Source organism: Rhodobacter capsulatus, from assembly GCF_052363185.1.
In the GTDB taxonomy this organism is placed as follows: Bacteria; Pseudomonadota; Alphaproteobacteria; order Rhodobacterales; family Rhodobacteraceae; genus Rhodobacter; species Rhodobacter capsulatus_E.
This window is the reverse complement of the sequence record NZ_CP198955.1, coordinates 3,310,660-3,332,929: the sequence shown is the minus strand read 5'-3', so window position 1 is coordinate 3,332,929 and position 22,270 is coordinate 3,310,660. Positions and strand designations below refer to the sequence as shown.

Annotated in this window: 20 protein-coding genes and 2 tRNA genes; 13 read left to right on the top strand and 9 right to left on the bottom strand. The window is 66.2% G+C overall.

Going from position 1 to position 22,270, the window contains the following annotated elements; genetic code table 11:
• Positions 1-3 precede the first annotated feature (3 nt).
• The 5 genes from ACTTAG_RS16325 to ACTTAG_RS16305 all read left to right on the top strand — a co-directional run bounded on the left by ACTTAG_RS16325 (position 4) and on the right by ACTTAG_RS16305 (position 5,409).
• Positions 4-564: a cytochrome c-type biogenesis protein gene (locus ACTTAG_RS16325; protein ID WP_444463255.1), complete on the top strand. Its 561-nt coding sequence runs from the start codon at positions 4-6 to the stop codon at positions 562-564.
• Between the two features lie 63 nt (positions 565-627).
• On the top strand, positions 628-1,401 hold the full coding sequence (locus tag ACTTAG_RS16320; RefSeq protein ID WP_444463254.1) for an enoyl-CoA delta isomerase 1: 774 nt from the start codon (positions 628-630) through the stop codon (positions 1,399-1,401).
• A 44-nt stretch (positions 1,402-1,445) separates the two neighbouring features.
• Positions 1,446-1,531: transfer RNA gene (locus ACTTAG_RS16315), tRNA-Leu, on the top strand.
• Positions 1,532-1,604: 73 nt separating this feature from the next.
• Positions 1,605-3,392 (top strand): ABC transporter transmembrane domain-containing protein, encoded by a 1,788-nt coding sequence (locus ACTTAG_RS16310; protein WP_444463253.1) that lies wholly within the window; start codon positions 1,605-1,607, stop codon positions 3,390-3,392.
• A gap of 124 nt (positions 3,393-3,516) precedes the next feature.
• The gene (locus ACTTAG_RS16305) at positions 3,517-5,409 is read left to right on the top strand and encodes an acyl-CoA synthetase (protein ID WP_444463252.1); all 1,893 of its coding nucleotides are present in this window, start codon (positions 3,517-3,519) and stop codon (positions 5,407-5,409) included.
• A gap of 32 nt (positions 5,410-5,441) precedes the next feature.
• Here the strand turns inward: ACTTAG_RS16305 and ACTTAG_RS16300 are convergent, their stop codons facing one another.
• Positions 5,442-6,203, bottom strand: coding sequence for an ion channel (locus ACTTAG_RS16300; RefSeq protein WP_444463251.1), 762 nt, complete (start codon positions 6,201-6,203; stop codon positions 5,442-5,444).
• Positions 6,204-6,307: 104 nt separating this feature from the next.
• Between ACTTAG_RS16300 and ettA the strand changes: the two genes are divergently transcribed.
• From ettA to cutA, 3 genes are read left to right on the top strand one after another with little or no spacing between them, the layout of a single operon-like run.
• Entirely contained in the window at positions 6,308-7,963 is a 1,656-nt protein-coding gene (gene ettA, locus ACTTAG_RS16295; protein ID WP_444463250.1) for an energy-dependent translational throttle protein EttA, read from the top strand.
• A gap of 57 nt (positions 7,964-8,020) precedes the next feature.
• Positions 8,021-8,620: a hypothetical protein gene (locus ACTTAG_RS16290; protein WP_444463249.1), complete on the top strand. Its 600-nt coding sequence runs from the start codon at positions 8,021-8,023 to the stop codon at positions 8,618-8,620.
• The gene (cutA, locus tag ACTTAG_RS16285) at positions 8,617-8,928 is read left to right on the top strand and encodes a divalent-cation tolerance protein CutA (RefSeq protein WP_444463248.1); all 312 of its coding nucleotides are present in this window, start codon (positions 8,617-8,619) and stop codon (positions 8,926-8,928) included. Before ACTTAG_RS16290 ends, cutA begins: the two co-directional genes overlap by 4 nt.
• A 147-nt stretch (positions 8,929-9,075) precedes the next feature.
• On the opposite strand, the gene ACTTAG_RS16280 is transcribed toward cutA, so the two are convergent.
• Positions 9,076-9,149, bottom strand: a tRNA-Cys gene (locus ACTTAG_RS16280).
• Between the two features lie 208 nt (positions 9,150-9,357).
• On the opposite strand from ACTTAG_RS16280, the gene ACTTAG_RS16275 reads away from it, so the two are divergent.
• The 3 genes from ACTTAG_RS16275 to ACTTAG_RS16265 all read left to right on the top strand — a co-directional run bounded on the left by ACTTAG_RS16275 (position 9,358) and on the right by ACTTAG_RS16265 (position 13,131).
• On the top strand, positions 9,358-10,008 hold the full coding sequence (locus tag ACTTAG_RS16275; protein ID WP_444463247.1) for a protein-L-isoaspartate O-methyltransferase family protein: 651 nt from the start codon (positions 9,358-9,360) through the stop codon (positions 10,006-10,008).
• A 103-nt stretch (positions 10,009-10,111) separates the two neighbouring features.
• Positions 10,112-11,512: a TolC family outer membrane protein gene (locus ACTTAG_RS16270; protein WP_444463246.1), complete on the top strand. Its 1,401-nt coding sequence runs from the start codon at positions 10,112-10,114 to the stop codon at positions 11,510-11,512.
• 128 nt (positions 11,513-11,640) lie between these two features.
• Positions 11,641-13,131 carry a hypothetical protein gene (locus ACTTAG_RS16265; RefSeq protein WP_444463245.1) on the top strand — a complete coding sequence of 497 codons (1,491 nt, stop codon included), beginning with the start codon at positions 11,641-11,643 and terminating at the stop codon, positions 13,129-13,131.
• A 99-nt stretch (positions 13,132-13,230) separates the two neighbouring features.
• Here ACTTAG_RS16265 and ACTTAG_RS16260 read toward each other — a convergent pair whose 3' ends face one another.
• From ACTTAG_RS16260 to ACTTAG_RS16250, 3 genes are all read right to left on the bottom strand, one after another.
• Positions 13,231-13,551: a DUF6280 family protein gene (locus tag ACTTAG_RS16260; protein ID WP_013068809.1), complete on the bottom strand. Its 321-nt coding sequence runs from the start codon at positions 13,549-13,551 to the stop codon at positions 13,231-13,233.
• 289 nt (positions 13,552-13,840) lie between these two features.
• On the bottom strand, positions 13,841-14,584 hold the full coding sequence (ygfZ, locus tag ACTTAG_RS16255) for a CAF17-like 4Fe-4S cluster assembly/insertion protein YgfZ (RefSeq protein WP_444463244.1): 744 nt from the start codon (positions 14,582-14,584) through the stop codon (positions 13,841-13,843).
• A 35-nt stretch (positions 14,585-14,619) separates the two neighbouring features.
• Entirely contained in the window at positions 14,620-16,320 is a 1,701-nt protein-coding gene (locus ACTTAG_RS16250) for an ABC transporter ATP-binding protein (RefSeq protein ID WP_444465265.1), read from the bottom strand.
• A 217-nt stretch (positions 16,321-16,537) separates the two neighbouring features.
• Here ACTTAG_RS16250 and ACTTAG_RS16245 point away from each other — a divergent pair, with 217 nt between their 5' ends.
• Positions 16,538-17,737: a pyridoxal-phosphate-dependent aminotransferase family protein gene (locus ACTTAG_RS16245; protein ID WP_444463243.1), complete on the top strand. Its 1,200-nt coding sequence runs from the start codon at positions 16,538-16,540 to the stop codon at positions 17,735-17,737.
• A gap of 3 nt (positions 17,738-17,740) precedes the next feature.
• Here ACTTAG_RS16245 and copM read toward each other — a convergent pair whose 3' ends face one another.
• Both copM and ACTTAG_RS16235 read right to left on the bottom strand, forming a co-directional pair.
• Positions 17,741-18,133, bottom strand: coding sequence for a CopM family metallochaperone (copM, locus tag ACTTAG_RS16240; RefSeq protein WP_444463242.1), 393 nt, complete (start codon positions 18,131-18,133; stop codon positions 17,741-17,743).
• Between the two features lie 105 nt (positions 18,134-18,238).
• Positions 18,239-19,348: a pyridoxal phosphate-dependent aminotransferase gene (locus ACTTAG_RS16235; RefSeq protein WP_444463241.1), complete on the bottom strand. Its 1,110-nt coding sequence runs from the start codon at positions 19,346-19,348 to the stop codon at positions 18,239-18,241.
• A 106-nt stretch (positions 19,349-19,454) separates the two neighbouring features.
• Here ACTTAG_RS16235 and ACTTAG_RS16230 point away from each other — a divergent pair, with 106 nt between their 5' ends.
• Positions 19,455-20,240 carry a crotonase/enoyl-CoA hydratase family protein gene (locus tag ACTTAG_RS16230; protein ID WP_444463240.1) on the top strand — a complete coding sequence of 262 codons (786 nt, stop codon included), beginning with the start codon at positions 19,455-19,457 and terminating at the stop codon, positions 20,238-20,240.
• Here ACTTAG_RS16230 and ACTTAG_RS16225 read toward each other — a convergent pair whose 3' ends face one another.
• Entirely contained in the window at positions 20,241-20,972 is a 732-nt protein-coding gene (locus ACTTAG_RS16225; RefSeq protein WP_444463239.1) for an SDR family oxidoreductase, read from the bottom strand.
• Between the two features lies 1 nt (position 20,973).
• A complete protein-coding gene (locus tag ACTTAG_RS16220) occupies positions 20,974-22,269 on the bottom strand; it encodes an FAD-binding protein (protein WP_444463238.1) in 1,296 nt (431 codons plus the stop codon).
• Position 22,270: the final 1 nt, after the last annotated feature.

Here is a 22,270-nt window from a genome sequence, read left to right as displayed (position 1 = left end):
GCGATGCTGAAACGTCTTGCGCTTTTGATGCTTCTTGCCACGCCTGTCCATGCGGTGCAGCCCGACGAGGTTCTGTCTGATCCGGGGCTTGAGGCCCGGGCGCGGCAGATTTCGCAGGTGCTGCGCTGCCCGGTCTGTCAGGGCGAGAATATCGACGAATCGAATGCCGGTGTGTCGCGCGATCTGCGGCTTGCGGTGCGCGACCGGCTGGTGGCGGGCGACAGCGACGCGCAGGTGATCGACTATATCCGGGCGCGGTTCGGGGAATATGTGCTGTTCGAGCCCGAGCGGCGCGGGGCGAACCTGATCCTGTACTGGATCGGGCCTGCGGTTCTGGTCGTGGCTTTGGGCGGTGTTCTTTTTGTGGCTGCGCGGGCGGCGGCGCGAGGAAGACACGCCGCCGGGGCTGTCGGCCGAGGAAGAGGCGCGGCTGAAGGAACTGTTGAAAGACTAGGGATTTCGCCCGGGGCTTGCGCCCCGGGCGACCCGCGGGGGGCAAGCCCCCCGCACCCCCCTCTTTGCGTATTTTGCCAAGGAAAAGCCCGGTCCGGGGCCTGGTCGTGACGTTTGGTTTCGCTTTGCCTTTCGGCGCCCGCGCGGCAAGCTGGGGCAAAGAGGAGGCCTGCCATGAGTTATCGCACCATCCGCTACGAGACTGCCGAGGGGTTGGCGGTGATCACGCTCGACCGGCCCGAGGTGATGAATGCGCTGAACACCGCGATGCGCCACGAGTTGACCGCGGCGTTGCACCGGGCGCGGGCCGAGGCGCGGGCGATCGTGCTGACCGGATCGGGGCGGGCCTTCTGCTCGGGGCAGGATCTGGGCGACGGCGCGTCCGAGGGGCTGAACCTGGAAGCCGTGCTGCGCGAGGAATACGAACCGCTGTTGCAGGCGATCTATACCTCGCCGCTGCCGGTTCTGGCGGCGGTGAACGGCGCGGCGGCGGGGGCCGGGGCCAATCTGGCGCTGGCGGCCGATGTGGTGATCGCGGCGCAGTCTGCGGCCTTCATGCAGGCCTTTACCCGGATCGGGCTGATGCCGGATGCGGGCGGGACCTGGTGGCTGCCGCGGCAGGTGGGGATGGCCCGCGCCATGGGGATGGCGCTTTTCGCCGAGAAGATCGGCGCCGAGGAGGCCGCGCGCATGGGGCTGATCTGGGAAGCCGTGCCCGATGTCGATTTCGAGCATCACTGGCGGGCGCGGGCGGCGCATCTGGCGCGCGGGCCCTCGGCCGCCTTCGGGGCGGTGAAGAAGGCTTTCCATGCCGCTCTGAGCAACCCGCTGTCCGCGCAGCTGGCGCTGGAGGCCCGGCTGCAGGGCGAGTTGGGCCGCAGCGACGATTTCCGCGAAGGCGTGCAGGCTTTTCTGGAAAAGCGCCCGCCGCATTTCACCGGGCGTTAGGCCCCCTTGCCCCGCCGGGCGGCCCGCGCTACCCAAGGCGGGCTGCGGGCGTGGCGAAATGGTAGACGCATGGGACTTAAACTCCCTCGGAGGTACCTCCATGCCGGTTCGAGTCCGGTCGCCCGCACCAGCCTGTTTGCCGGGATGAACCTTGCCCTCGGGCGCTTGCACCCATAGATCGGACGAAACCGAAGGGAGAGCCGATGGCCCGCAGACCCGCCACCCCGCTGGAGGACCGCCCGAAACCGAAACATGTGGGCGCGATCCGGGGTCTTGCGCCCTTCATCGCCCCCTATCGCCGTCTGGCGCTGGCCACCGGGGCGGCGCTGGTGCTGACCGCGATGGTGACGCTGATCCTGCCGATTGCCGCGCGCCGCGTCGTCGACGGGTTCCAGCAGGGCGGCGAGCTGCTCGACAGCTATTTCCTGGCCGCCCATATCATCGCCGCGGCTTTGGCGCTGGGCACAGGACTGCGCTACTGGCTGGTCACCCGCTTTGGCGAGCGCGTCGTGGCCGATATCCGCAAGGCGGTCTTTGGCCGGGTCATCAGCCTGTCCCCGGCCTTTTACGAAAAGATCCTGACCGGCGAGATCATCTCGCGCATCACCACCGACACGACGCTGATCCTGTCGCTGCTCGGCTCCTCGATCTCGGTGGCGGCGCGCAACATCCTGATCCTGTTCGGCGGCCTGATCATGCTTCTGGTCACTTCGGCGAAGCTGACGGGGCTCGTGCTGCTGATCGTGCCTTTGGTCATCGTGCCGATCGTGGTGATGGGCCGCCGCCTGCGCCGGCTGAGCCGCGAGAATCAGGACTGGATCGCCTCTTCCTCGGGCTCGGCCTCCGAGGCGCTGAGTTCGGTGCAGACGGTGCAGGCCTTCACCCACGAGGCCCTGACCCGCAAAGCCTTTTCCGAGGTCACCGAAAAGGCCCTTGCTTCCGCCAATGACCGCATCACCACCCGCGCCATCATGACGATGATCGTGATCTTTCTGGTCTTCGCCGGGATCGTGGGCGTCCTTTGGATCGGTGCGCGGGACGTGCAGGCGGGGCTGATGACGGTTGGTCAGCTGGTGCAATTCGTCATCTATGCGATCATGGTTTCGGCCGCGGTGGGCGCGCTGACGGAAATCTGGGGCGAGGTGCAGCGGGCCGCGGGGGCGACCGAACGGCTGGTGGAGCTGCTGCATGCGGGCGACACGGTGACCGATCCGGCCCGGCCGGTTCCGCTGCCTAGCCCGGTGAAAGGCGCGATTGCTTTCGAGAATGTCACCTTCCATTATCCGTCCCGGCCCGAGACCTCGGCGCTGAACGCGGTCAGCCTGCGCGTTGCGCCGGGCGAGACGGTGGCGCTGGTTGGCCCCTCTGGCGCGGGGAAAACCACGATCATCCAGCTGATCGAGCGGTTTTATGACCCGGAACAGGGGCGGATCACGCTGGATGGCATCGACCTGCGCGATCTGACCCGGGCCGAGTATCGCCGGGCATTGGCGTTGGTGCCGCAAGATCCGGTGATCTTTGCGACGACCGCGCGGGAAAACATCCGCTTCGGCCGCCCCGAGGCCAGCGATGCCGAGGTGGAGGCCGCCGCGCGGGCGGCCTATGCGCAGGATTTCCTGACCGCGCTGCCGCAGGGATTTGACACCTATGTGGGGGAACGTGGCATCATGCTCTCGGGCGGGCAGAAGCAGCGCATCGCCATTGCCCGGGCGATCTTGCGCGATGCGCCGGTGCTGCTGCTCGATGAGGCGACCTCGGCCCTGGATGCGGCCTCGGAACGGGCGGTGCAGGCGGCGGTCGATGATCTGCGCGCCACCCGCACCACCCTCATCGTCGCGCATCGGCTGGCCACGGTGAAGAAGGCCGACCGGATCGTCGTCTTCGATCAGGGCAAGATCGTCGCGCAGGGCACCCACGAGGCGCTGGTGGCCGAGGGCGGGCTTTACGCCGAACTGGCGCGGCTGCAGTTCACCGATGGCGCCAATGCCTGAGATTTGTCCTTGCGTCACGCCGTCATGACGTGACGTTTGCGGCAATCGCACCCTTGCCCGGATGCAGCATTATAACGCATTGTAAAGGCAAGGCCTGCGGAGGAACGGGCCGGGGGAGGACACCATGACCGAGACCTATGCCACCGTGGCCGACCGCGACCGCGTCGAAGGCCAGATGCCCTGGGAAGACCGTGACCGTGCGGTGACGATGTATGATTTTCTGTCCCGCGTGGCGGCGAAACACGGCTCCCGTCCGGCGCTGACGTTTCAGATCACCTCGGGGCCGAAGGATCATTCGCTGACCATGACCTGGGCCGAGGTTCTGGCCCGGGTGACGCAGGCCGCGAACCTTCTGCGCCGGATGGGCGTGGGGGAAACGGATACGGTCGCCTATCTGCTGCCGAACAGTCTGGAAACCGCGGTGGTGCTGCTTGCGGGGGCGACGGCGGGGATCGTCAATCCGATCAACCCGCTTCTGGAGCCCGAGCAGATCGCCGCGATCCTGCGCGAGACCAAGGCCAAAGTGCTGGTGACGCTGAAAAGCTTCCCCAAATCCGACATCGCGCAGAAGGCGGCCGAGGCGGTCAAGCATGCGCCGAATGTCAAGACGATCCTGGAAGTCGATCTGAACCGCTATCTGACCGCGCCGAAAAGCTGGATCGTGCCCTTTGTCCGGCCGAAGACGCATTTCCGCCATCACGCCGATGTCTATGATTTCAACACCGCCTGCGATGGTCAGCCCGCCGACAGGCTGGTGTTCGCCGATGCGACAGCCGACCGCGTCGCCGCCTATTTCCACACCGGCGGCACGACGGGCATGCCGAAGGTGGCGCAGCACAAATATTCGGGCATGGTCTATAACGGCTGGCTCGGCGGCACGCTTTTGTTCCGCCACACCGATGTGATGATCTGCCCCTTGCCGCTGTTCCACGTCTTTGCGGCCTACCCGATCCTGATGTCGGCCATTCATTCCGGTGCCCATGTCGTTTTCCCGACGCCTGCGGGCTATCGCGGCGAGGGGGTCTTTGACAATTTCTGGAAGCTGGTCGAACGCTGGCAGGTGACCTTCCTGATCACCGTTCCCACCGCCATCGCCGCGCTGATGCAGCGCAAGGTGGATGCCGACATCTCAAGCCTGCGCACGGCGATCTCGGGCTCGGCGCCCTTGCCGGTCGAGCTTTACAACCGCTTCAAGGACGCCACCGGGGTCGAGATCTGCGAGGGCTACGGGCTGACCGAAGCCACCTGCTTGGTCTCGATCAACCCGGTGGACGGGGTGAAAAAGGTGGGCTCGGTCGGCATTCCGCTGCCCTACAGCCACGTCCGCATCCTGCGCAAGACCGAGGCCGGTTTCGTCGAATGCGCCCGCGACGAGGTGGGCGAAATCTGTGTCGCCAACCCCGGCGTCTTCGAGGGCTCGACCTACACGGAAGTGGACAAGAACCACGACCTGTTCGCCGAGGAACGCTTCCTGCGCACCGGCGATCTGGGCCGGATCGACCCGGACGGCTATCTGTGGATCACCGGCCGGGCCAAGGATCTGATCATCCGCGGCGGCCATAACATCGACCCGGCGGAAATCGAGGAGGCGCTGCTCTCCCATCCCGCCATCGCCTTTGCCGGCGCGATCGGCCAGCCCGACGCCTTTGCGGGCGAATTGCCCTGCGCCTATGTCGAGCTGGTCAAGGATGCGACGATCACGGCCGAAGAGCTGATGGCGCATGCCAAACGCCATATCCATGAACGCGCCGCCGTGCCCAAGCATATCGAGGTGCTGGACGAGCTGCCGAAGACCGCGGTGGGCAAGATCTTCAAGCCCGAGTTGCGCAAGCGGGCGATCACAAGGGTTCTGGATGCGACGCTGGCCGAGGCCGGGGTTCCGGTGCAGGTCGTCGCGGTGGTCGAAGACAAGAAACGCGGTCTGGTGGCGCAGCTGGCCACCGCGGGCGCGGTCGATCAGGAGAAGATGGCGCATGTTCTGGGACAGTTCACCGTCCCTTGGGCCTGGGCTGAATAACGGGCCCCGGCCCGCAGGCTTGCGACGAGGGGTCAGACCAGCCCCTCGTCCTCGATGTTCAGAACGACGCCGCAATGCTTGCAATGCACCGCATCGGCGTCATGCAGCAAAAGCCCGCAGCTTGGGCATTTGTGTTTCACCTTCAACGGCCGGAACAGCACCTGCGCCAGCCGCAAAAACAGCGTCACGCCGACGATCATCACCATGACCGAGAGCAGCCGCCCCGAGGTGCCCTCCAGCGTGATGTCGCCAAATCCGGTCGTCGTCAGCGTGGTCACGGTGAAATAAAGCGCATCGGCATAATGGCGGATGTCGGGGTTGTGCCCCGCCTGCGTGGCATAGATCAGCCCGGTCATCACGAACAGGAAGACGCCCAGGTTGATCGCCGCCAGGATCACCTCCTCGTATTTGCGAAACAGCCGGAAATCCTGCCGCAGCCGTCCCAGCATCTGATAGGCGTGCAGCAGCCGCAGCGTGCGCAGCACCCGCAGAAAGCCGAACTGCGCCCCCAGAAGCGGCGCCAGAAACGACACCATCGCCACCACATCGGTCCAGGTCGCCAGCCGCCCCCAGAAGGCGAGCTTGCGCTCCTCGACCGCGAAGCGCGCGGCAAAGTCGAGCACGATCAGCGCCCCGATCGCCACATCCGCCGCCAGCACCCAGAAGGTCGGCGGAAAGAACGAGGTGACGATGACGAAAAGGATCGTTCCCAGATCAAAGGCCAGCAGCGCATAGCGGAACCGATGCGCGCGCTTCGAGCGGCCGTGATAAAGGTTGCGCAAATCCTTCAGCATCTCTTCCCTTTCCCTGATCGCGGCCCGCCGCGGCAGCCCCTTCCCCCGGGGGCCCATTTCCCCTATCTAGCCTCTCAAACTTTCTTTTCCCCAAGGTGCGCGCAATGGCTTCCTATCAATATGTCTATCACATGGATGGCGTCTCGAAGACCTATCCCGGCGGCAAGAAGTGCTTCGAGAACATCCGCCTGAACTTCCTGCCCGGTGTCAAGATCGGGGTCGTCGGCGTCAACGGCGCCGGGAAATCGACGCTGCTGCGAATCATGGCGGGCATCGACAAGGACTTTCAGGGCGAGGCCTGGGCCGCCAAGGGCGCCAAGGTCGGCTATCTCTCGCAGGAGCCGCAGCTGGATGAAACGCTGTCGGTGCGGGAAAACGTCATGCTGGGCGTGGCGGAAAAGACCGCCAAGATCGCGCGCTACAACGATCTGGCGATGAACTACTCCGACGAGACCGCCGAGGAAATGGCGCGTCTGCAAGACGAGATCGACGCCGAGAACCTGTGGGATCTGGACAGCCAGGTCGATATCGCGCTGGAAGCGCTGCGCTGCCCACCCGATGACGCGAATGTGGCGACGCTGTCGGGCGGGGAACGCCGCCGGGTGGCTTTGTGCAAGCTGCTGCTGGAAGCGCCCGACATGCTGCTTCTGGACGAACCGACCAACCACCTTGACGCCGAGACCATCGCCTGGCTGCAAAAGCACCTGATCGAGTACAAGGGCACGATCCTCTGCGTCACCCACGACCGCTATTTCCTCGACGACATCACCTCGTGGATTCTGGAACTCGAACGCGGCCGCGGCATTCCTTATGAGGGCAACTATTCCAGCTGGCTGGAACAGAAGGCCAAGCGGCTCGAACAAGAGGCCCGCGAGGACAAGGCCAAGCAGAAGGTCATGGAAAAGGAACTGGAATGGATCCGCGCCGGCGCCAAGGCCCGGCAGGCGAAATCCAAGGCCCGGATCGCGGCTTACGACAAGATGGCCGAGGAAGGCGTCAAGGAACGCGTCGGCAAGGCGCAGATCATCATTCCGAACGGCCCGCGTCTGGGCGGCAAGGTGATCGAGGTCGAAGGCCTGAAGAAGCACATGGGCGACAAGCTTTTGATCGAGAATCTCAGCTTCTCGCTGCCGCCGGGCGGCATCATGGGGGTGATCGGTCCGAACGGCGCCGGGAAATCGACGCTGATCAAGATGCTGGTCGGCGCCGAGGCCCCGGACGAGGGCACGATCACGCTGGGCGACACGGTGAAGCTGGCCTATGTCGACCAGTCGCGCGATGCGCTGGATGCGAACAAGAACGTCTGGGAAGAAATCTCGGGCGGGGCGGAACTGATCGAACTGGGCGATGCGCAGGTGAACTCGCGCGCTTACTGTGGCGCGTTCAACTTCAAGGGCGCGGATCAGCAAAAGAAAGTCGGCCTGCTCTCGGGCGGGGAGCGCAACCGCGTGCACATGGCGAAACTGCTGAAATCGGGCGGCAACGTGCTGCTGCTGGACGAACCGACGAACGATCTGGACGTGGAGACCCTGCAGGCGCTGGAAGCGGCAATCGAGGATTTCGCCGGCTGCGCGGTGATCATCTCGCACGACCGCTTCTTCCTGGACCGGCTCTGCACCCATATCCTGGCGTTCGAGGGCGACGCCCATGTGGAATTCTTCGAGGGCAATTTCGAGGACTACGAAAACGACAAGATCCGCCGTCTGGGCCCGGACGCGGTCGAGCCGAAGCGGGTGAAGTACAAGAAGTTTACGCGGTAAGCGCGCCCCCTTTACTTGTTTAAAAAATGTTCCATGCTGGCTTTGCCGGAGGTCAGCATGGAACAGTTCTCACTAGCGTCATTCATCAAAATATGTCTTATGGACACAGGCTCTCGTATTTCAGAGCTTCGCAAGAAAATCGAAAGTCAAGGAGGTTATGACTATTACAACTCCTTTTCTCGAGCCGTTGGCGCTTTCATTGAAGATGGCAATAGAGATCGCGCGGACGAAATACTCGCAGAACCGAGAAACGATCACGAACGAAGCAATAATATGGGATGCTTCGAAGCGTTCATCGCAAAATTCGGAACGACAAGAAGCTTAACCGCAGTGACTGCGAAGAAAAGCTGGACAGCGCCGAATGCTAAATTTTCCATAAATATCTCGCCGTTGTTTGAGATTGAGAAAGCTGGAACGCGGCAAGTTTTCGCTACATGGGCGCTTCAGAAGCCTGATCTTTCACAAAAGTATGGTGCTGTTGCCTGTTACATAATGAGACAGGCTTTTTCTGGCCACCCGTTAGCAAACGCAGGGTTTTATTTCTACGACCTGACAGGCGGGAAAATTTATTCCGAGCGGCAAGTGAGCAACTCAACGAGTCGCATATTCGCAAGCGATGTCAGATGGCTGTCTCATGAGTTGGCGGAAATGCTATGACCCTCACCCGCATCCACACCACCCTGCCCGACACCGCCACCGCAAAAACCCTCGCGCAGGCGCTTCTGCAGGCCCGCCTTGTCGCCTGCGCCCATATCGCGCCGCCGGGGCTTTCGCTTTACACGTGGAACGGCACGCCCGAGGAAAGTGCCGAGGTCATGCTCTGGCTCAAGACCACGCCTGAGCGCGCGGCCGAGGCTGTCGCGGAACTCGCGCGGCGGCATCCCTATGACTGCCCGATGATTCTGACCGATCCCGTCGCGGCGAACCCGGCCTATGCCGATTGGGTCGCTGACCAAACCCGCTGATGTCCGCGCCGCGATGACGCTTTGCCGGGGGGGCAAGCCTGCGGGCTGAGTCTTTGAACGCCATCCGCAACCACGAAGCAAAGAGGGTCGCGGATCAGACCGAGAGCCTTCAAGGCCAGCGCGTGTCAGAGGCTTGGGGGAAGCGTTTGGAGGCGGGTACCGGAATCGAACCGGTCTTCACGGATTTGCAATCCGCTGCGTAACCTCTCCGCCAACCCGCCGCCGTGAGGTGTCTTTCCACTACCCAATCACGCCGCCCCGTGCAAGGGGTCTTGCACGCGGTCTTGCCAGAGGGCTGGCGGGCACAATCTGCCTTGTTCCGTGCACCATGGTATGCAAAACCTGTCGCAGCCCGCCACCGACCGTTGCCCCCTTGCGACTTCTGTGGCAAAACCGCGCAACGCAACGCCCAGACGGAAGAGTTCCCCCATGCCGGATTTCGCCGCCCGCCGCACCATCATGGTCGACACCCAGGTTCGCCCCAATGATGTGACGAAATTCCCGATCATCGAAGCGATGCTGACCATCCCGCGCGAAGCCTTCGTGCCCGACGCCCGCCGCGAGGCCGCCTATGTCGGCGAGAATGTCGATCTGGGGCAGGGCCGCTGGCTGCTTGAACCGCGAAATTTCGCCAAGATCCTGGATGCGCTGGATATCCAGCCCGGGGACCGGGTGCTCGATATCGGCGCGGGCATGGGCTATTCGGCCGCCGTCATCGCGCGCATGGCGCAAGCCGTTGTCGCGCTGGAGGAAGGGGCGCTGGCCGCCTCGGCCGAGGCGCATCTGTCGGTGCAGGACATCGAGGGCGTCACCGTGATCGACGGTCCGCTGGCCGCGGGCGCCGCCGAGGAAGGCCCCTATGACGTGATCGTGATCGAAGGCGGCGTCGAACAGGTGCCCGCCGCGATCACGACGCAGCTGAAGGACGGCGGCCGGATCGCCGCGATCTTCCTGCAAGGCCCGCTTGGCACAGTGCGGATCGGTCGCAAGATCGACGGCGTCGTCGCCTGGCGCGATGCGTTCAATGCCGCGGCACCGGTGCTTCCGGGTTTCACCGGCGCAAAAGAATTCGTCCTCTGATTGCCTTTGCCGTCGAATTGCGCTCATATCGGCGGAAATGAATGTTACCGCCGTTGAACGGTGGGGCCGCCGCGGGCAGCGGTGCAGCAAGAGGATCCGAGGCATGATGCGCAGAACGTTCAAACCCCTTCTTCTGGCGACGGTTGCCGGATTGGGACTGCTGGCCGGGACAGTGTCGGCCGCGGCCGAAACCCTGTCCGACGCGCTGGTCTCGGCCTACAAGGTCTCGCATCTGCTGGAGCAGAACCGGGCCACGCTGCGGGCGGCGGATGAGGATGTGGCGGGGGCGGTCGCCAAGTTGCGCCCGGTGGTCGCCTGGGTGACCCAGTTCGAGAAGAGCCGTTGCAACTATGTTTATTGCGGCACCCAATGGAGCAAGCTTTCGACGACGCTGCTGATGGAAATCAGCTGGACGCTTTATGATTTCGGGCGCAGCACCTTGGCCGTGGATATCCAGAAGGAAGTCGTTCTGGCGACCCGGGCCGCGCTTTTGGCGACCGAACAGGATGTTCTGCTCTCGGCGGTCAAGGCCTATGCCGATGCCAAGGCCACGGCGGAACAGGTGGCGATCACCGAAAACTCGGTGCGGGTGATTTCCGAACAGCTCAAGGCGGCGCAGGACCGCTTTGACGTGGGCGAGGTGACGAAGACCGATGTGTCGCAGGCCGAGGCGTCTCTGGCCGGGGCGCGGGCGGCACTGGCGGCGGCGCAGGGCGAATACAAGGCCGCGCGCGAGGCTTACAAGGCGGTGATCGGCCATTATCCGGAACATCTGGCCCGCTTGCCGAAGGCGCCCAACCTGCCGAAATCGACCGAGGATGCCACGCAGACCGCGCTGCGGCTGCATCCGGCGATCAAACAGGCGCAGCATCTGGTGACGGCGGCCGATCTGGGCGTGGCACAGGCCAAGGCCGAGCACATGCCGACGATCACCGGCAAAGCGCTGCTGACGGATCCGCAACTGGTCGACGGTGACTTCCGGTCGGGGCGTTCGGCGACGATGACGCTCAAGTTCAACCAGACGATCTATTCCGGCGGCGCCATCGCCTCGGGAAATCGCAAGGCTGTGGCCAACCGCGACAAGGCCCGCGCCGAGCTGAGCCAGGCAGGGGTGGAGGTGGCGCAGGGCGTGGCCAATGCCTTTGCCGGGATCGACGTCTATCGGGCGCAGATCGGCGCCTATGATCAACAGATCCAGGCCGCCGACATGGCCTATCAGGGCGTGCGCGAGGAAGCGACGCTGGGCGCGCGGACCACGCTTGATGTGCTCAATGCCGAACAGGATCTGCTTGATGCAAAAGCGTCGCGGATTTCGGCGGAAGCCTCGTTGCAGGTAGCATATTATCAACTTTTGTCCGCTATGGGACTCTTGACGGTAGAAAACCTCAAGCTCGGGATCCCCACCTACGACCCCGCAGCCTACTACAATGCGGTGCAGAACGCGCCTCTCAGCGATCAGGGCAAGTCCCTTGATCGTGTCTTGCGCGCCATCGGCAAGAACTGAGTTCTTGTGCGTCGCATGGCTGTAACTGGGTGTGACCCGGCTTCCCTTGGACCTTGTCCATCGGAGGGGGTGTTCTGCTTCCTTGAAAACGTCCGGGCGTGTCTCGGCCAGAGAGCAGGATTGGTGGCATGATGTCCGAACCCGAAACTCAAATCGAAATCGAAGACGTTCTGTCGTCGATCCGCCGTCTGGTCTCGCGCGAGGCCGGGGCCGCGCGTCCGGTGGCCGTGACCCCACGTGCGCCCGCGCCGGTGGCCATGACGCCGCCCGCGCCGGTCGAGGCCGAGTGTCTGGTGCTTGGTCCGGCCTTGCGGATCGGCGAGACCGCCGAGCCCGCGCCGACGCCCGTGGCGGATCTTGATCTGGCCGGAGCAGGCCCCGATGCCCCGGCGGATGTGCTGGCCGACGCCCCGATGCACGCCGATGAACCGGGCGCCGAGACTGATGACGCCGCCGCTGCGATGACGGAACCGGGCCCCGATCTGACGCCCGATCCGGCCCCCGCGCCGATGGCTGCGCCGCAAGACTGCGTCGCGGCTGATCCGTTTGTGCTGTCGCCCGCGGCACAGATCGCACCGGAGACGGAGACGGAGACTGCGGGCCTGCTGATTTTGCAGCCTTCGGAAGCTGTGCCGGGGGGCGAGATCCTGCCTTTTGTCGCCACGCTGCCGCCGCGCCCGATGACCGAGGCCGAGGTGCTTCTGGCCGAGGCCGAGGCGGCGCTGCGGGAAACCGGGGCGGTTCTGGAGGATGCCTCCAGTGCGATCGACGCGGCGGGCGAGCCGGAAGAGGCCGCGACGCCATCCGAACCGGTCGCCGTGGCGGCCGATCTGGGGGCCGAACTCTCGCGTCTGGAAAGCACGATCGCCGAGCTTGAGGCCGCCGTGGCCGAGAGCGGCTTCGAGTTCGAGCCGGAGACCGGCCATCCCTTCGAGGCCGGCGCCCCCGAGGTTTCCGAGGCCTTCGAGGCCGAGGTGCAACGCGCGGTTGACGCGCCGGTGATGCCGGAACCGGCGGCCGAAGATCCGATGACCGCGGCCGTCGCGGCCGGGGAAGATATGGCCGAAGCCTGGGAGGAGACGGCCGCGGAAGAGGGCGCAGAGGTGATCGCCGCTTCCGACGGGGTCGCGGCCGCGCCGGAGGCCCCGGCACCGCAGCAGGATGCGGTGGCGAGCCTGGCCGAGACGGCCGATCCGGAAACGGCCGATCCGGAAACGGCGGCACAGATCGCCTCGGCACCGACCGCGGCCGAGGAGCCCGGTGTCGGCATGGACTGGGCCGAGGCGACGCTCAATCTGGCGCGCCGGACCCCGTCGCGGCGGCTGGCGGTCTCGGAGGCCGAGGCGGCAGAGCAAAGCGCGGCCACGATGCGTTCGAGCTACGACGAATTGCGCGATGAACTGGCGCAGGATCTGGACGATCCCGCCGGGCTTTACGCCGAGGATCTGGTGCCCTCCTACGAGGACGGCCTGATCGACGAGGCGGTGCTGCGTGACATGGTGGCCCAGCTCGTGCGCGAGGAACTGCGCGGCAGCCTGGGCGAGCGGATCACCCAGAACGTGCGCAAGCTGGTGCGCCGCGAGATCCAGCGCGCCCTGATGGGGCAGGATTACGACTGAGACCACGGGGCGCAGACCGGCCCCGAAAGTCAGTGCCCGAAAGTCAGACGGCGCGCCCCGGGGCGCGCCGTTTTTCTGTCTGCGGGATGGGGGGGGCGGTCAGGCCGCCTCCGCCTCCTCGGCCGCGATCCGCCGTTCGCTTTCCTCGCGCGACAGCGCCACCGAGGTCCGCACGCCCTTGGAAACGAATTCCATCAGACCCTTGACCACCCGCTCGTTCGGGTCGATCCCGGCGCAAGACAGCACCTCGCGCCCGTCGCGCGACCGCGCCCAGCGGGCGATCTGCTCGGGGCCGTTGCCGTATTTCTTGTCATCGGCAATCGCATCATCGAGAGCTGCCAGAACGACCGCGGCAAACAGTTTGCGCGCCCTCTGACCTTGCTCATAGTTGAATGCGGAGCCGTCAACGAAATCGCGCATTATTCCGTCCTTTTTTATTGCTCTTGCGTTTGCTGGCGTGGCGGCCATCTAGGGCGCTCCCCCACCGATTCGATATGTCCTGAAAGGCATGCCCGTCATGCGTCAGGCGCATGGCTTCGTGGATCAACCCCCGTATTTAGGTCCCGTTAACGGCAACACCGGCGCATATATGGTTACCAAACCGTTGCGTTCAAGTCTGCGCCGTGCAAAACAAGGGCCAGAGGCGCCGAAACGAAAGTCGCCGAAAAAATCCGCACCGGCGCCGATCCTTCCGGCAGGCGGCCACTTATCACGCGTTTGTGATCGGCTCTGCCGCGCTCAGACGGGCTGATCCGGCGCAAAGCGGGCCCGCAAGCGCATCCAGCCGCAGATGGGCCAGCGCATGCCCCCCCGCTTGGGTGTAAAGCGTGCCCACGATCTTGCCCTCGGCCTCGATCGGCGTGCCGATGGGGGCGGCTCCGTCGATGGCCAGCCGCACCAGACCCTTGCGCAGCTCGGTCTTGTGTTTCATCCGCGCCGTCACCTCCTGCCCGACATAGCAGCCCTTGCGGAAATCGACGCCGTTGAGCCGCTCGAACCCGGCTTCCAGGATATAGGTCTCGGGCGTCAGTTCGATGCAGGTGGCGGGGATCAGATGCGCCACGCGGAGCGCATCCCAGTCGCTGCCATCGTCGCCGTCCCGGTCGCCGTAAAGCCGCCAGCCGAGCGCCGGGTGGCGCGGATCGGCCACGGCCCCCTCGGGCGCGGGACCGGTGCCGCAAAAGACCGAGAGCGCCGAGGGGGCGATGCTTACATCGGCGCGCAGCCGATACATCGCCAGCCGCCGCAGCGTCGGCTCGGCCAGGGTCGCGTCGATGTCGAGCAGGATCGTCTCCCCCCGCGCGATCAGGAAGAAATCCGCCAGATACTTGCCCTGCGGCGTCAGCAGCGCGGCGTAAAGCGGCCCCTCGGCCAGCCGCCGCAGGTCATTGGACACAAGCCCTTGCAGGAAATGCTCGCGGTCGGTGCCGGTGATGTCGAAGATCTTGCGCATGATGCCCCCTTTTCCCCCATTATGGGGCGGCGGGCTCATTCCACAAGCTGCATCCGGCACAGATCGGCATAGGCGCCGCCGCGGGCCAGCAGATCGTCATGGCTGCCCTCCTCGACGACCCGGCCAGCGACGATCACCACGATCTTGTCGGCATTGCGCACGGTCGAGAGCCGATGCGCGATCACCAGCGTCGTGCGGCCCTGCGAGAGCTGCGTCAGCGCCTCGGCCACCTTGGCTTCCGAGGCGGTGTCGAGCGCCGAGGTCGCCTCGTCCAAAAGCAGGATCGGCGCATCGCGCAGCACGGCGCGGGCGATGGCGACGCGCTGGCGCTGCCCGCCCGAAAGCGCCGAGCCCCGCGGCCCGGCGGGGGTATCAAGGCCCTGCGGCATCGCCTCGGTGAACTCGCGCACATGCGCCACCTCGATCGCCCGGGCCAGCGCCGCGGCGCCGATATCGGTGTGGCCCAGCAGGATGTTCTCGCGGATGGTTTCGTCAAACAGCGCCGCATCCTGCGACACCATCGAATAAAGGCCGCGCAGCGTGCCCAGATCCAGCGCCCCGACCGCCACGCCGCCGACCAGCACCTGACCCGATTGCGCCTCCACCAGCCGGGTCAGCAGGTTGAACACGCTGGTCTTGCCCGCCCCCGAGGGGCCGACAAGGGCGGTGGTCTTGCCCGCCTCGGCGGTGAAGCTCAGCCCGCGCAGCACGGGCTTCGCGCCATAGCTCAGATGCACGTCGGACAGGCGCACCTCGGTCGTGGCGGGGCGCGGCGCCGGGGTGGCCGGATCCCGCACCTCGGGCACGATGTCGAAAACGCGATAGAGCCGTTCCAGACTGGCCGCCGCCGCCTGCCACGATCCGGCCAGGCCGCCCAGCCGCCGCAAGGGCTGGAAGGCCAGCGCCATCGCGGTGAAGAAGGACATGAACTCCCCCACCGAGCGTTCGCCCGCGACGATTTCGGGGCCGCCCAGCACCAGAACGGCAAAGAAGCCCAGCCCGGTGACGACGTCGATCAGCGCCGGCACCAGCGATTGCGACACCGCCATCTTCACCATCGCCTTGCGGATGCGGTGGGCCAGCGCGGCGAAGCGGCCCAGCTGGTAGTCCTCCATCTGGTAAAGCTTCACCGCCGCGATGCCGTGGAACACCTCGTCAAGCCGGGTGGCCCTTTGTCCGGCCTCGTCGCGCATCTGGTTCGTCTTGCGGCGGATGTAGCGCTGCGCCATGCCGGTGGGGGCGATCAGCAGCGGCGCGCCGATCAGCGCCGCCGCCGTCCAGCGCCAGTCGATCGCCAGCGCCACGACGAACAGCGACACCAGCGCAATCGCATCGCGGGCGGCGCCGGTGATGAACACCGACCACACCCCCTGCACCGCCAGCGTGTCGCCCTGCACCCGCTCGATCAGCGCACCGGGGGAATTGTCATGGAAGAAACGCTGGTCCAGCCGCAGCACATGGCGGACGATGTCGATCTGCATCGCGGTCGAGGACCGCTGCGCCACGTCATTCAGCAGCGCCCGCGACGAGATCGAGGTCAGCGCCCGCATCACGAAAAGCCCGAGGATGCCGCTGCCGACCAGCCAGATCATCCCGGAATGACCCTGGGCGAAGACCTTGTCGAAGAGCGGTTCCAGCATCCAGCTGAGCGCGCCAAGGGTCGATCCCTCGATCACCATCAGCAGCGTGGCCAAGGCCATCTTGGCCCAGTGCTGGCGCAGATAGCTGCGCCACATCCGACGAAACAGCACCGATGACGTATAGGCGGGATCAAGGGTCTGGGTCACGCTGTCCTCGGAATTGCCGGTCTTGGCCAGGGTTCGAAGCCTGGGTTCGGGATAGCGCGATCGGGGCGCAGCGGCAAGCGGGCCCGGCTTTGTGACGGATACAAGCCCCGCCGTTGACCGGCCCGACCCGCTTCGCTACGCCGGTTGGATCAATCGGAGAGACCGCATGAGCCTTGCCCAGGGACGTTCCTATCTTGCCATTCCCGGCCCCTCGGTGATGCCCGACCGGGTGCTGAACGCCATGCACCGCGCGGCGCCGAACATCTACGAAGGCGCGCTGATCGAGATGACCGCGCAGGTGATGACCGATCTGCGCCGCGTCGCGCTCAGTTCCGGGCATGTGGCGATCTATCTGGCCAATGGCCATGGCGCCTGGGAAGCCGCGATCTCGAACCTGTTTTCGCGCGGGGATACGGCGCTGTCGCTGATCACCGGGCGGTTCGGGGTGGGCTGGGCGCATCATGCCCGGTCTTTGGGCGTGAATGTCGAGACGCTTGATTTCGGCATCAAGGCGCCGGTCGATCCGGCCCGGGTCGAGGCCGCCCTGCGCGCCGATACCGCCCGCAAGATCAAGGTCGTGCTGCTCACCCATGTCGATACCGCCTCTTCGGTGCTGAACGATGTGGCGGCGGTGCGCGCGGCGATTGATGCCGCGGGCCATCCGGCGCTGCTGGCCGTCGATTGCATCGCCTCGCTGGGCTGCGATGAATTCCGCTTTGACGATTGGGGCGTCGATGTGATGGTGGCGGCCAGCCAAAAGGGGCTGATGGTGCCGCCGGGTCTGGGCCTCGTCTGGGTCTCTGACAAGGCTGTGGCGGCCTGCAGCGGCGCCGATCTGGTCACGCCCTATTGGGACTGGCGGCCGCGGATCTTCGCGCAGGAATACTGGCAGCAGTTCGGCGGCACGGCGCCGACGCATCATATCTTCGGCCTGTCGGAATCGCTAAAGATGATCCTCGACGAGGAAGGCCTGTCGCAGGTCTGGGCCCGGCATCGCACCCTGGCGCGCAGCGTCGCCGCCGCGTTTGACGCCTGGGGGCTGGGCGGGGATATCGCGCTGAATGTGCCGGTGGCGGCGCATCGCTCGGGCGCGGTGACGGCGGCGCGGATTGGGCAGGGCGGCGCGGCGCGGCTGCGCGGCTGGTGCGAGACAGAGGCCGGGGTGACACTGGGCATCGGCCTTGGCATGGCCGCGCCCGGCACGCCCGAGGCGGGGGATTTCCTGCGCGTGGGTCACATGGGCCATGTGAACGCCCATATGGTGCTGGGCGTTCTGGCCACGATGGAGGCCGGGCTGCAGGCTTTGGCGATCCCGCACGGCAGGGGCGGCATTCAGGCCGCCGCCGCCGTCATCGCCGGGGCCTGAGCCTTACTGCGCCGCGTGGGTCTCCAGCCATTTCTGCATCCAGTCGATCTCGGCCGTCTGCGCCGCGATCACGTTTTGCGCCAGTTTGCGCACCTCGGGATCGGCGCCGTTTTCCAGCACGATCTTCGCCATGTCGATGGCGCCCTGATGGTGGCCGATCATGCCGCGCACGAAATCCACATCGGCATTGCCGGTGAACTCGATCGCCATCGCCGCATGCATCCGGTCATTGGCGGCGATATACGCGGTGGTCGAGGGGGCAGCATCGGCCGTGGCACTCATCGCATGGCCGGAATGGCCCTCCATCGCGCCTTCGGCATGGGCGGTGACGGCCAGGGGCAGCGCCAGCGCAAGGCCAAGCGCGGTGACGATCAGAAAACGGGGGGTTGGGGTCATGGGCATGGTCCTCCTCGGGGATATGCGCCAGCTTGGGCCGAAAGGCCGCCGCGCGCAAATCAAGGCTGCGCGCATTTGCGTGAGCGGTAACAGAAGGTCCCGGCCTCAGCGTGCCCGCGCCCGGGAGAGCGCGCCGGGCAGGGCCTCGGCCAGCGCCGCCATCTCGGGTTCGGGCCCGCAGGAGATGCGGATGCAGCGATCCATGGGGGCGACGGCGGGCTTGCGCACGAAGATGTCGGCGGCGGTCAGCTCCTCCAGCACGGCCCGGGCAAAGGCGCCATCGGCCCCGCAATCGACGGCCACGAAATTCGTCGCCGAGGGCAGGGCGGTCAGCCCGTTTTCCGCCGCGATGGCGGCAATCCGATCGCGCGAGGCGGCGACAAGGCGGCGCATGTAGACCTGCCAGGTGGTGTCCGACAGCGCCGCAAGGGCACCGGCCTGGCTGATCCGGCTCATGCCGAAATGATTGCGGATCTTGTCGAAAGCGGCGATCAGCGGCGCGGCGCCCAGCGCATAGCCCACTCGCGCCCCCGCCAGCCCATGCGCCTTCGAAAACGTCCGCATCCGGATCACCCGCGGGTCATCCGCGGCAATCGGCGCCGCCGTGCCCTCGGGGGCAAGCTCGACATAGGCTTCATCGAGCACCATTAGCGTGCCCTCGGGCAGATGCTCCAGCATCGCGGCGATCACCGCGCCCGGATGGTGGCTCGCCATCGGGTTGTCCGGATTGGCGATGTAAAGCAGTTTCGGGCGGGTCTGATGGGCGAGGGCCAGCAGCGCCTCCGGGTCTTCGGCGTCGTCTTTGTAGGGCGCCTTGTGCAGGACGCCGCCAAAGCCCGTCACATGGAAATTGAAGGTCGGATAGGCGCCCTCCGAGGTCACGACCGCATCGCCCGGTTCCAGCACCATCCGGCAAAGATAGCCCAGAAGCCCGTCGATCCCCTCGCCCACGGTGACATTTTCTGCCCCGCAGCCGTGCGCGCGGGCCAGCGCCACCTTCAGATCGTGATTTTCGGGGTCGCCATACATCCAGGCCTCGCCCGCCGCCGCCGCCATCGCGGCAATCGCGCGGGGGGAGGGCCCGAAGCCGTTTTCATTCGCGCCCAGCCGCGCCTTGAACGGGCGGTTGCGGGCGCGTTCCTGCGTTTCGGGCCCGACAAAGGGCACGGTGGCGGGCAGGCTGGCGACAAGCGGCGTGAGGCGGATCTGGGTCATGCGCCATGGCTAGGGGCTTTGGCGCCATGCGTAAAGCCCGTTTCGCAGCGTCACGCGCGCGCGGGGGCGCGGGATGTGGTTTGATGGCGCAAACGGGAGGGAAACGATGGACCGGGTGACGTTGCAAAGGGAGGCGGGCGTGGCCGTGGTGACGCTCAATCGCCCCGACAAGATGAACGCCGTCGATTTCGCGATGATCGACGCGGTGATCGCGCTGGCCGAAGAGCTGGCCGCCGATCCGGGCCTGCGCGCCGTGGTGCTGACGGGCGCGGGCCGGGCCTTTTGCGCCGGGCTCGATGTGGCGAATTTCGCGGCCCTCGCGATTGGCGACCCTGAGGCGCTGATCGCGCCGCGCAGCCATGGCGACGCGAACCGCTTTCAGCAGTTTTCGCTGTGCTGGCGGGCCCTGCCGGTGCCGGTGATCGCGGCCTTGCACGGTGTCGCCTTTGGCGCCGGGCTGCAACTGGCCGCCGGGGCCGATATCCGCATTGCCGCGCCGGGCACGCGGCTTGCGGTGATGGAGATGAAATGGGGTCTGATCCCCGACATGGGCGGCATGGTGACCCTGCCCGAGCTTCTGCGCGCCGATGTGCTGCGGCGGATGACCTATACGGCCGAGGAACTCCCGGCCGAAGAGGCCCTGCGGCTGGGTCTGGTGACCGAACTGGCCGAGGACCCGCTGGCCCGGGCGATGGCGCTTGCGCAGGCGATTGCCGGGCGCTCGCCCAGTGCCATTCGGGCGGCAAAGCGGCTGGTCACGGCGGCCTATACCGCGCCCGCGGACAAGGTGCTGGCGCTGGAAAGCCGCGAACAGATCGAGCTGATCGGCAAGCCCGACCAGATGGAGGTGATCGCGGCGAACATGGCCGGACGGGCGCCGAGCTTCGGCTGATCAGATCGAGAGTTTCTTGAAGATCGGTTCCGGGATGGCGCGGATGATCCGCATCACCAGCCCCCAGATCTTTGCCGTGTAGATCACGTTGCGGCGCTTGGCGAGGCCTTGCAGGATGTCCTCGGCCACGGCCTCGGGGGTGGTCATGAAGGGCAGCTTCATCCCCGCGGTCATCCGGGTTTCCACCGGGCCGGGCTTCACCGTCATCACATGCACGCCGCGGCGGCCCAGCCGGTTGCGCAGGCCCGACAGATAGGTCGCAAACCCCGCCTTCGCCGCGCCGTAAACATAATTGCCAACGCGGCCCCGGTCCCCCGCGACCGAGCCGACACCGACCACGACGCCCGTGCCCCGCGCTTCCAGCACCGGGGCCAGCAGGCTCAGGAAGGTCGCAGGCCCGGTGAAATTATCGGCGATCACCCCGGCGATCAGCCCCGGATCGGCGTCGATCGCCGCCTGATCCGGCATCGAGCCCACGAAAGAGGCCGCGTTCAGCACGCCTTCGCAACCGGCCAGCCGGGCCACCAGCGCTGGGTAATCGGCGCTGCTGCGGGCGTCGAACGCCACGACCTCGGCCGCTGCCGCGCCCCGCAGCCGCAGATCCTGCGCCAGTATTTCAAGATCGGCGGCATTGCGACCGGCAAGGAACAGCGTCGCGCCCGCGCCCGCAAGGCGGCGCAGGAAGGGGCGGGCCATGTCGGATCCGGCACCCAGAATGATCCAGTTCTGCATCTCAGGCATTCCTCAGCTTCAGCCGACGCACAAGGTCGGTCTCGTAGGCCCGGGCCGGATCGGCTTTCGCCACCTCCTGCCGCCAGGCGTCCAGTTCGGGATACATGGCGGGGATGCGCGTCCCCCCGGCCAGGGCATCCTTGGCGAAGTAAAGCCGCCCGCCCGCTGCGGCGGTGTCTTCTTCCAACGCGCGGATCAGATCGCGCGCCGCGGCCCGGTTCGGGAAATCGACGGCCAGCGTATAGCCCTCCATCGGGAAGGAGAGATACCCGGCCCGCCCCGGCCCCATCCGCTTCAGCACAGCCAGGGGCGAGGCAAGGCCAGAGGTCGCAATCCGGTTGAGCATCTGGCGCAGGGCGCCCGCGGCCTGAAGCGGCACGACGCATTGGAACTGATGGAAGCCGCGCTTGCCGTAAAGCCGGTTCCAATCGAGGATCTTGTCGAGCGGAAAGAAGAAATCCGCCAGCGGCCGCAGCACCGTGCGCCCCGCCGCGGGCACGCGGGCATAGTAGGCCGCGTTGAAGGCGCGCACGATGGGCGCCGACAGCGCGAATTGCGGCGCATCCAGCGGCACTTTCGCGGATTTGGCGCGGGGTTTCACCAGCCCGCGGGCGATCTCGCCTTCCTCGACGATGCCGCGCCCAAGGCTTGTTCCGGTGGCGGTGGCGTCGATCCAGCCCACGGTATAGGTCGCGGTCGATTGGTCGAGCAGGCCGAGGTGATGGTCCCAATCCGGCGCGCGCCGTTCGGTCACCAGCATCACCGTGCCCTTGCAGGGCGCCAGCCGCAGCTTGGCGCTGACAATGGCGCCGGTCTGGCCCAGCCCGCCGACGGTGGCACGGAAAAGGGGCGTGCCCGGCAGAACGGTGACAAGGCTGCCCCCCTGCCAGAGCGTGATTTCGGCGACATGGGCGCCGAAGCTGCCCGCATGGTGGTGGTTCTTGCCATGCACATCCTGCGCGATGCAGCCGCCCACCGTGGCAAAGCCGGTGCCCGGCATCACCGCGGGCAGGAAGCCGCGGGGCGCGAAGGCCGCGGCCACCTCGCCGATGCGGACGCCTGCTTCCAGCTCAAGAATGCCGGTCTCGGCGTCGAAGGCCAGCAAACGGTCAAGCCCGCTCATGTCGATGGCGCGCCCGCCATGGTTCAGCGCCGCATCGCCATAGGAGCGGCGCATGCCGAAGGCGGGGGCGGGGGCCAGCGCGGCAAGGGCGGCGGCGCGGTCGGGCCGGGCCACTGCGCCTGCGGCCCGCAGCGCCCGCCCCCAGCCCGAATAGTCCTTGGGTTTGAAGGACATC

Bases quoted from the DNA above. Each gene is read 5' to 3' on its own strand.
- ACTTAG_RS16325 (WP_444463255.1), top strand. From the start codon at position 4: ATGCTGAAACGTCTTGCGCTTTTGATGCTTCTTGCCACGCCTGTCCAT.
- ACTTAG_RS16320 (WP_444463254.1), top strand. From the start codon at position 628: ATGAGTTATCGCACCATCCGCTACGAGACTGCCGAGGGGTTGGCGGTG.
- ACTTAG_RS16310 (WP_444463253.1), top strand. From the start codon at position 1,605: ATGGCCCGCAGACCCGCCACCCCGCTGGAGGACCGCCCGAAACCGAAA.
- ACTTAG_RS16305 (WP_444463252.1), top strand. From the start codon at position 3,517: ATGACCGAGACCTATGCCACCGTGGCCGACCGCGACCGCGTCGAAGGC.
- ACTTAG_RS16300 (WP_444463251.1), bottom strand. From the start codon at position 6,203: ATGCTGAAGGATTTGCGCAACCTTTATCACGGCCGCTCGAAGCGCGCG.
- ettA (WP_444463250.1), top strand. From the start codon at position 6,308: ATGGCTTCCTATCAATATGTCTATCACATGGATGGCGTCTCGAAGACC.
- ACTTAG_RS16290 (WP_444463249.1), top strand. From the start codon at position 8,021: ATGGAACAGTTCTCACTAGCGTCATTCATCAAAATATGTCTTATGGAC.
- cutA (WP_444463248.1), top strand. From the start codon at position 8,617: ATGACCCTCACCCGCATCCACACCACCCTGCCCGACACCGCCACCGCA.
- ACTTAG_RS16275 (WP_444463247.1), top strand. From the start codon at position 9,358: ATGCCGGATTTCGCCGCCCGCCGCACCATCATGGTCGACACCCAGGTT.
- ACTTAG_RS16270 (WP_444463246.1), top strand. From the start codon at position 10,112: ATGATGCGCAGAACGTTCAAACCCCTTCTTCTGGCGACGGTTGCCGGA.
- ACTTAG_RS16265 (WP_444463245.1), top strand. From the start codon at position 11,641: ATGATGTCCGAACCCGAAACTCAAATCGAAATCGAAGACGTTCTGTCG.
- ACTTAG_RS16260 (WP_013068809.1), bottom strand. From the start codon at position 13,551: ATGCGCGATTTCGTTGACGGCTCCGCATTCAACTATGAGCAAGGTCAG.
- ygfZ (WP_444463244.1), bottom strand. From the start codon at position 14,584: ATGCGCAAGATCTTCGACATCACCGGCACCGACCGCGAGCATTTCCTG.
- ACTTAG_RS16250 (WP_444465265.1), bottom strand. From the start codon at position 16,320: ATGTGGCGCAGCTATCTGCGCCAGCACTGGGCCAAGATGGCCTTGGCC.
- ACTTAG_RS16245 (WP_444463243.1), top strand. From the start codon at position 16,538: ATGAGCCTTGCCCAGGGACGTTCCTATCTTGCCATTCCCGGCCCCTCG.
- copM (WP_444463242.1), bottom strand. From the start codon at position 18,133: ATGACCCCAACCCCCCGTTTTCTGATCGTCACCGCGCTTGGCCTTGCG.
- ACTTAG_RS16235 (WP_444463241.1), bottom strand. From the start codon at position 19,348: ATGACCCAGATCCGCCTCACGCCGCTTGTCGCCAGCCTGCCCGCCACC.
- ACTTAG_RS16230 (WP_444463240.1), top strand. From the start codon at position 19,455: ATGGACCGGGTGACGTTGCAAAGGGAGGCGGGCGTGGCCGTGGTGACG.
- ACTTAG_RS16225 (WP_444463239.1), bottom strand. From the start codon at position 20,972: ATGCAGAACTGGATCATTCTGGGTGCCGGATCCGACATGGCCCGCCCC.
- ACTTAG_RS16220 (WP_444463238.1), bottom strand. From the start codon at position 22,269: ATGTCCTTCAAACCCAAGGACTATTCGGGCTGGGGGCGGGCGCTGCGG.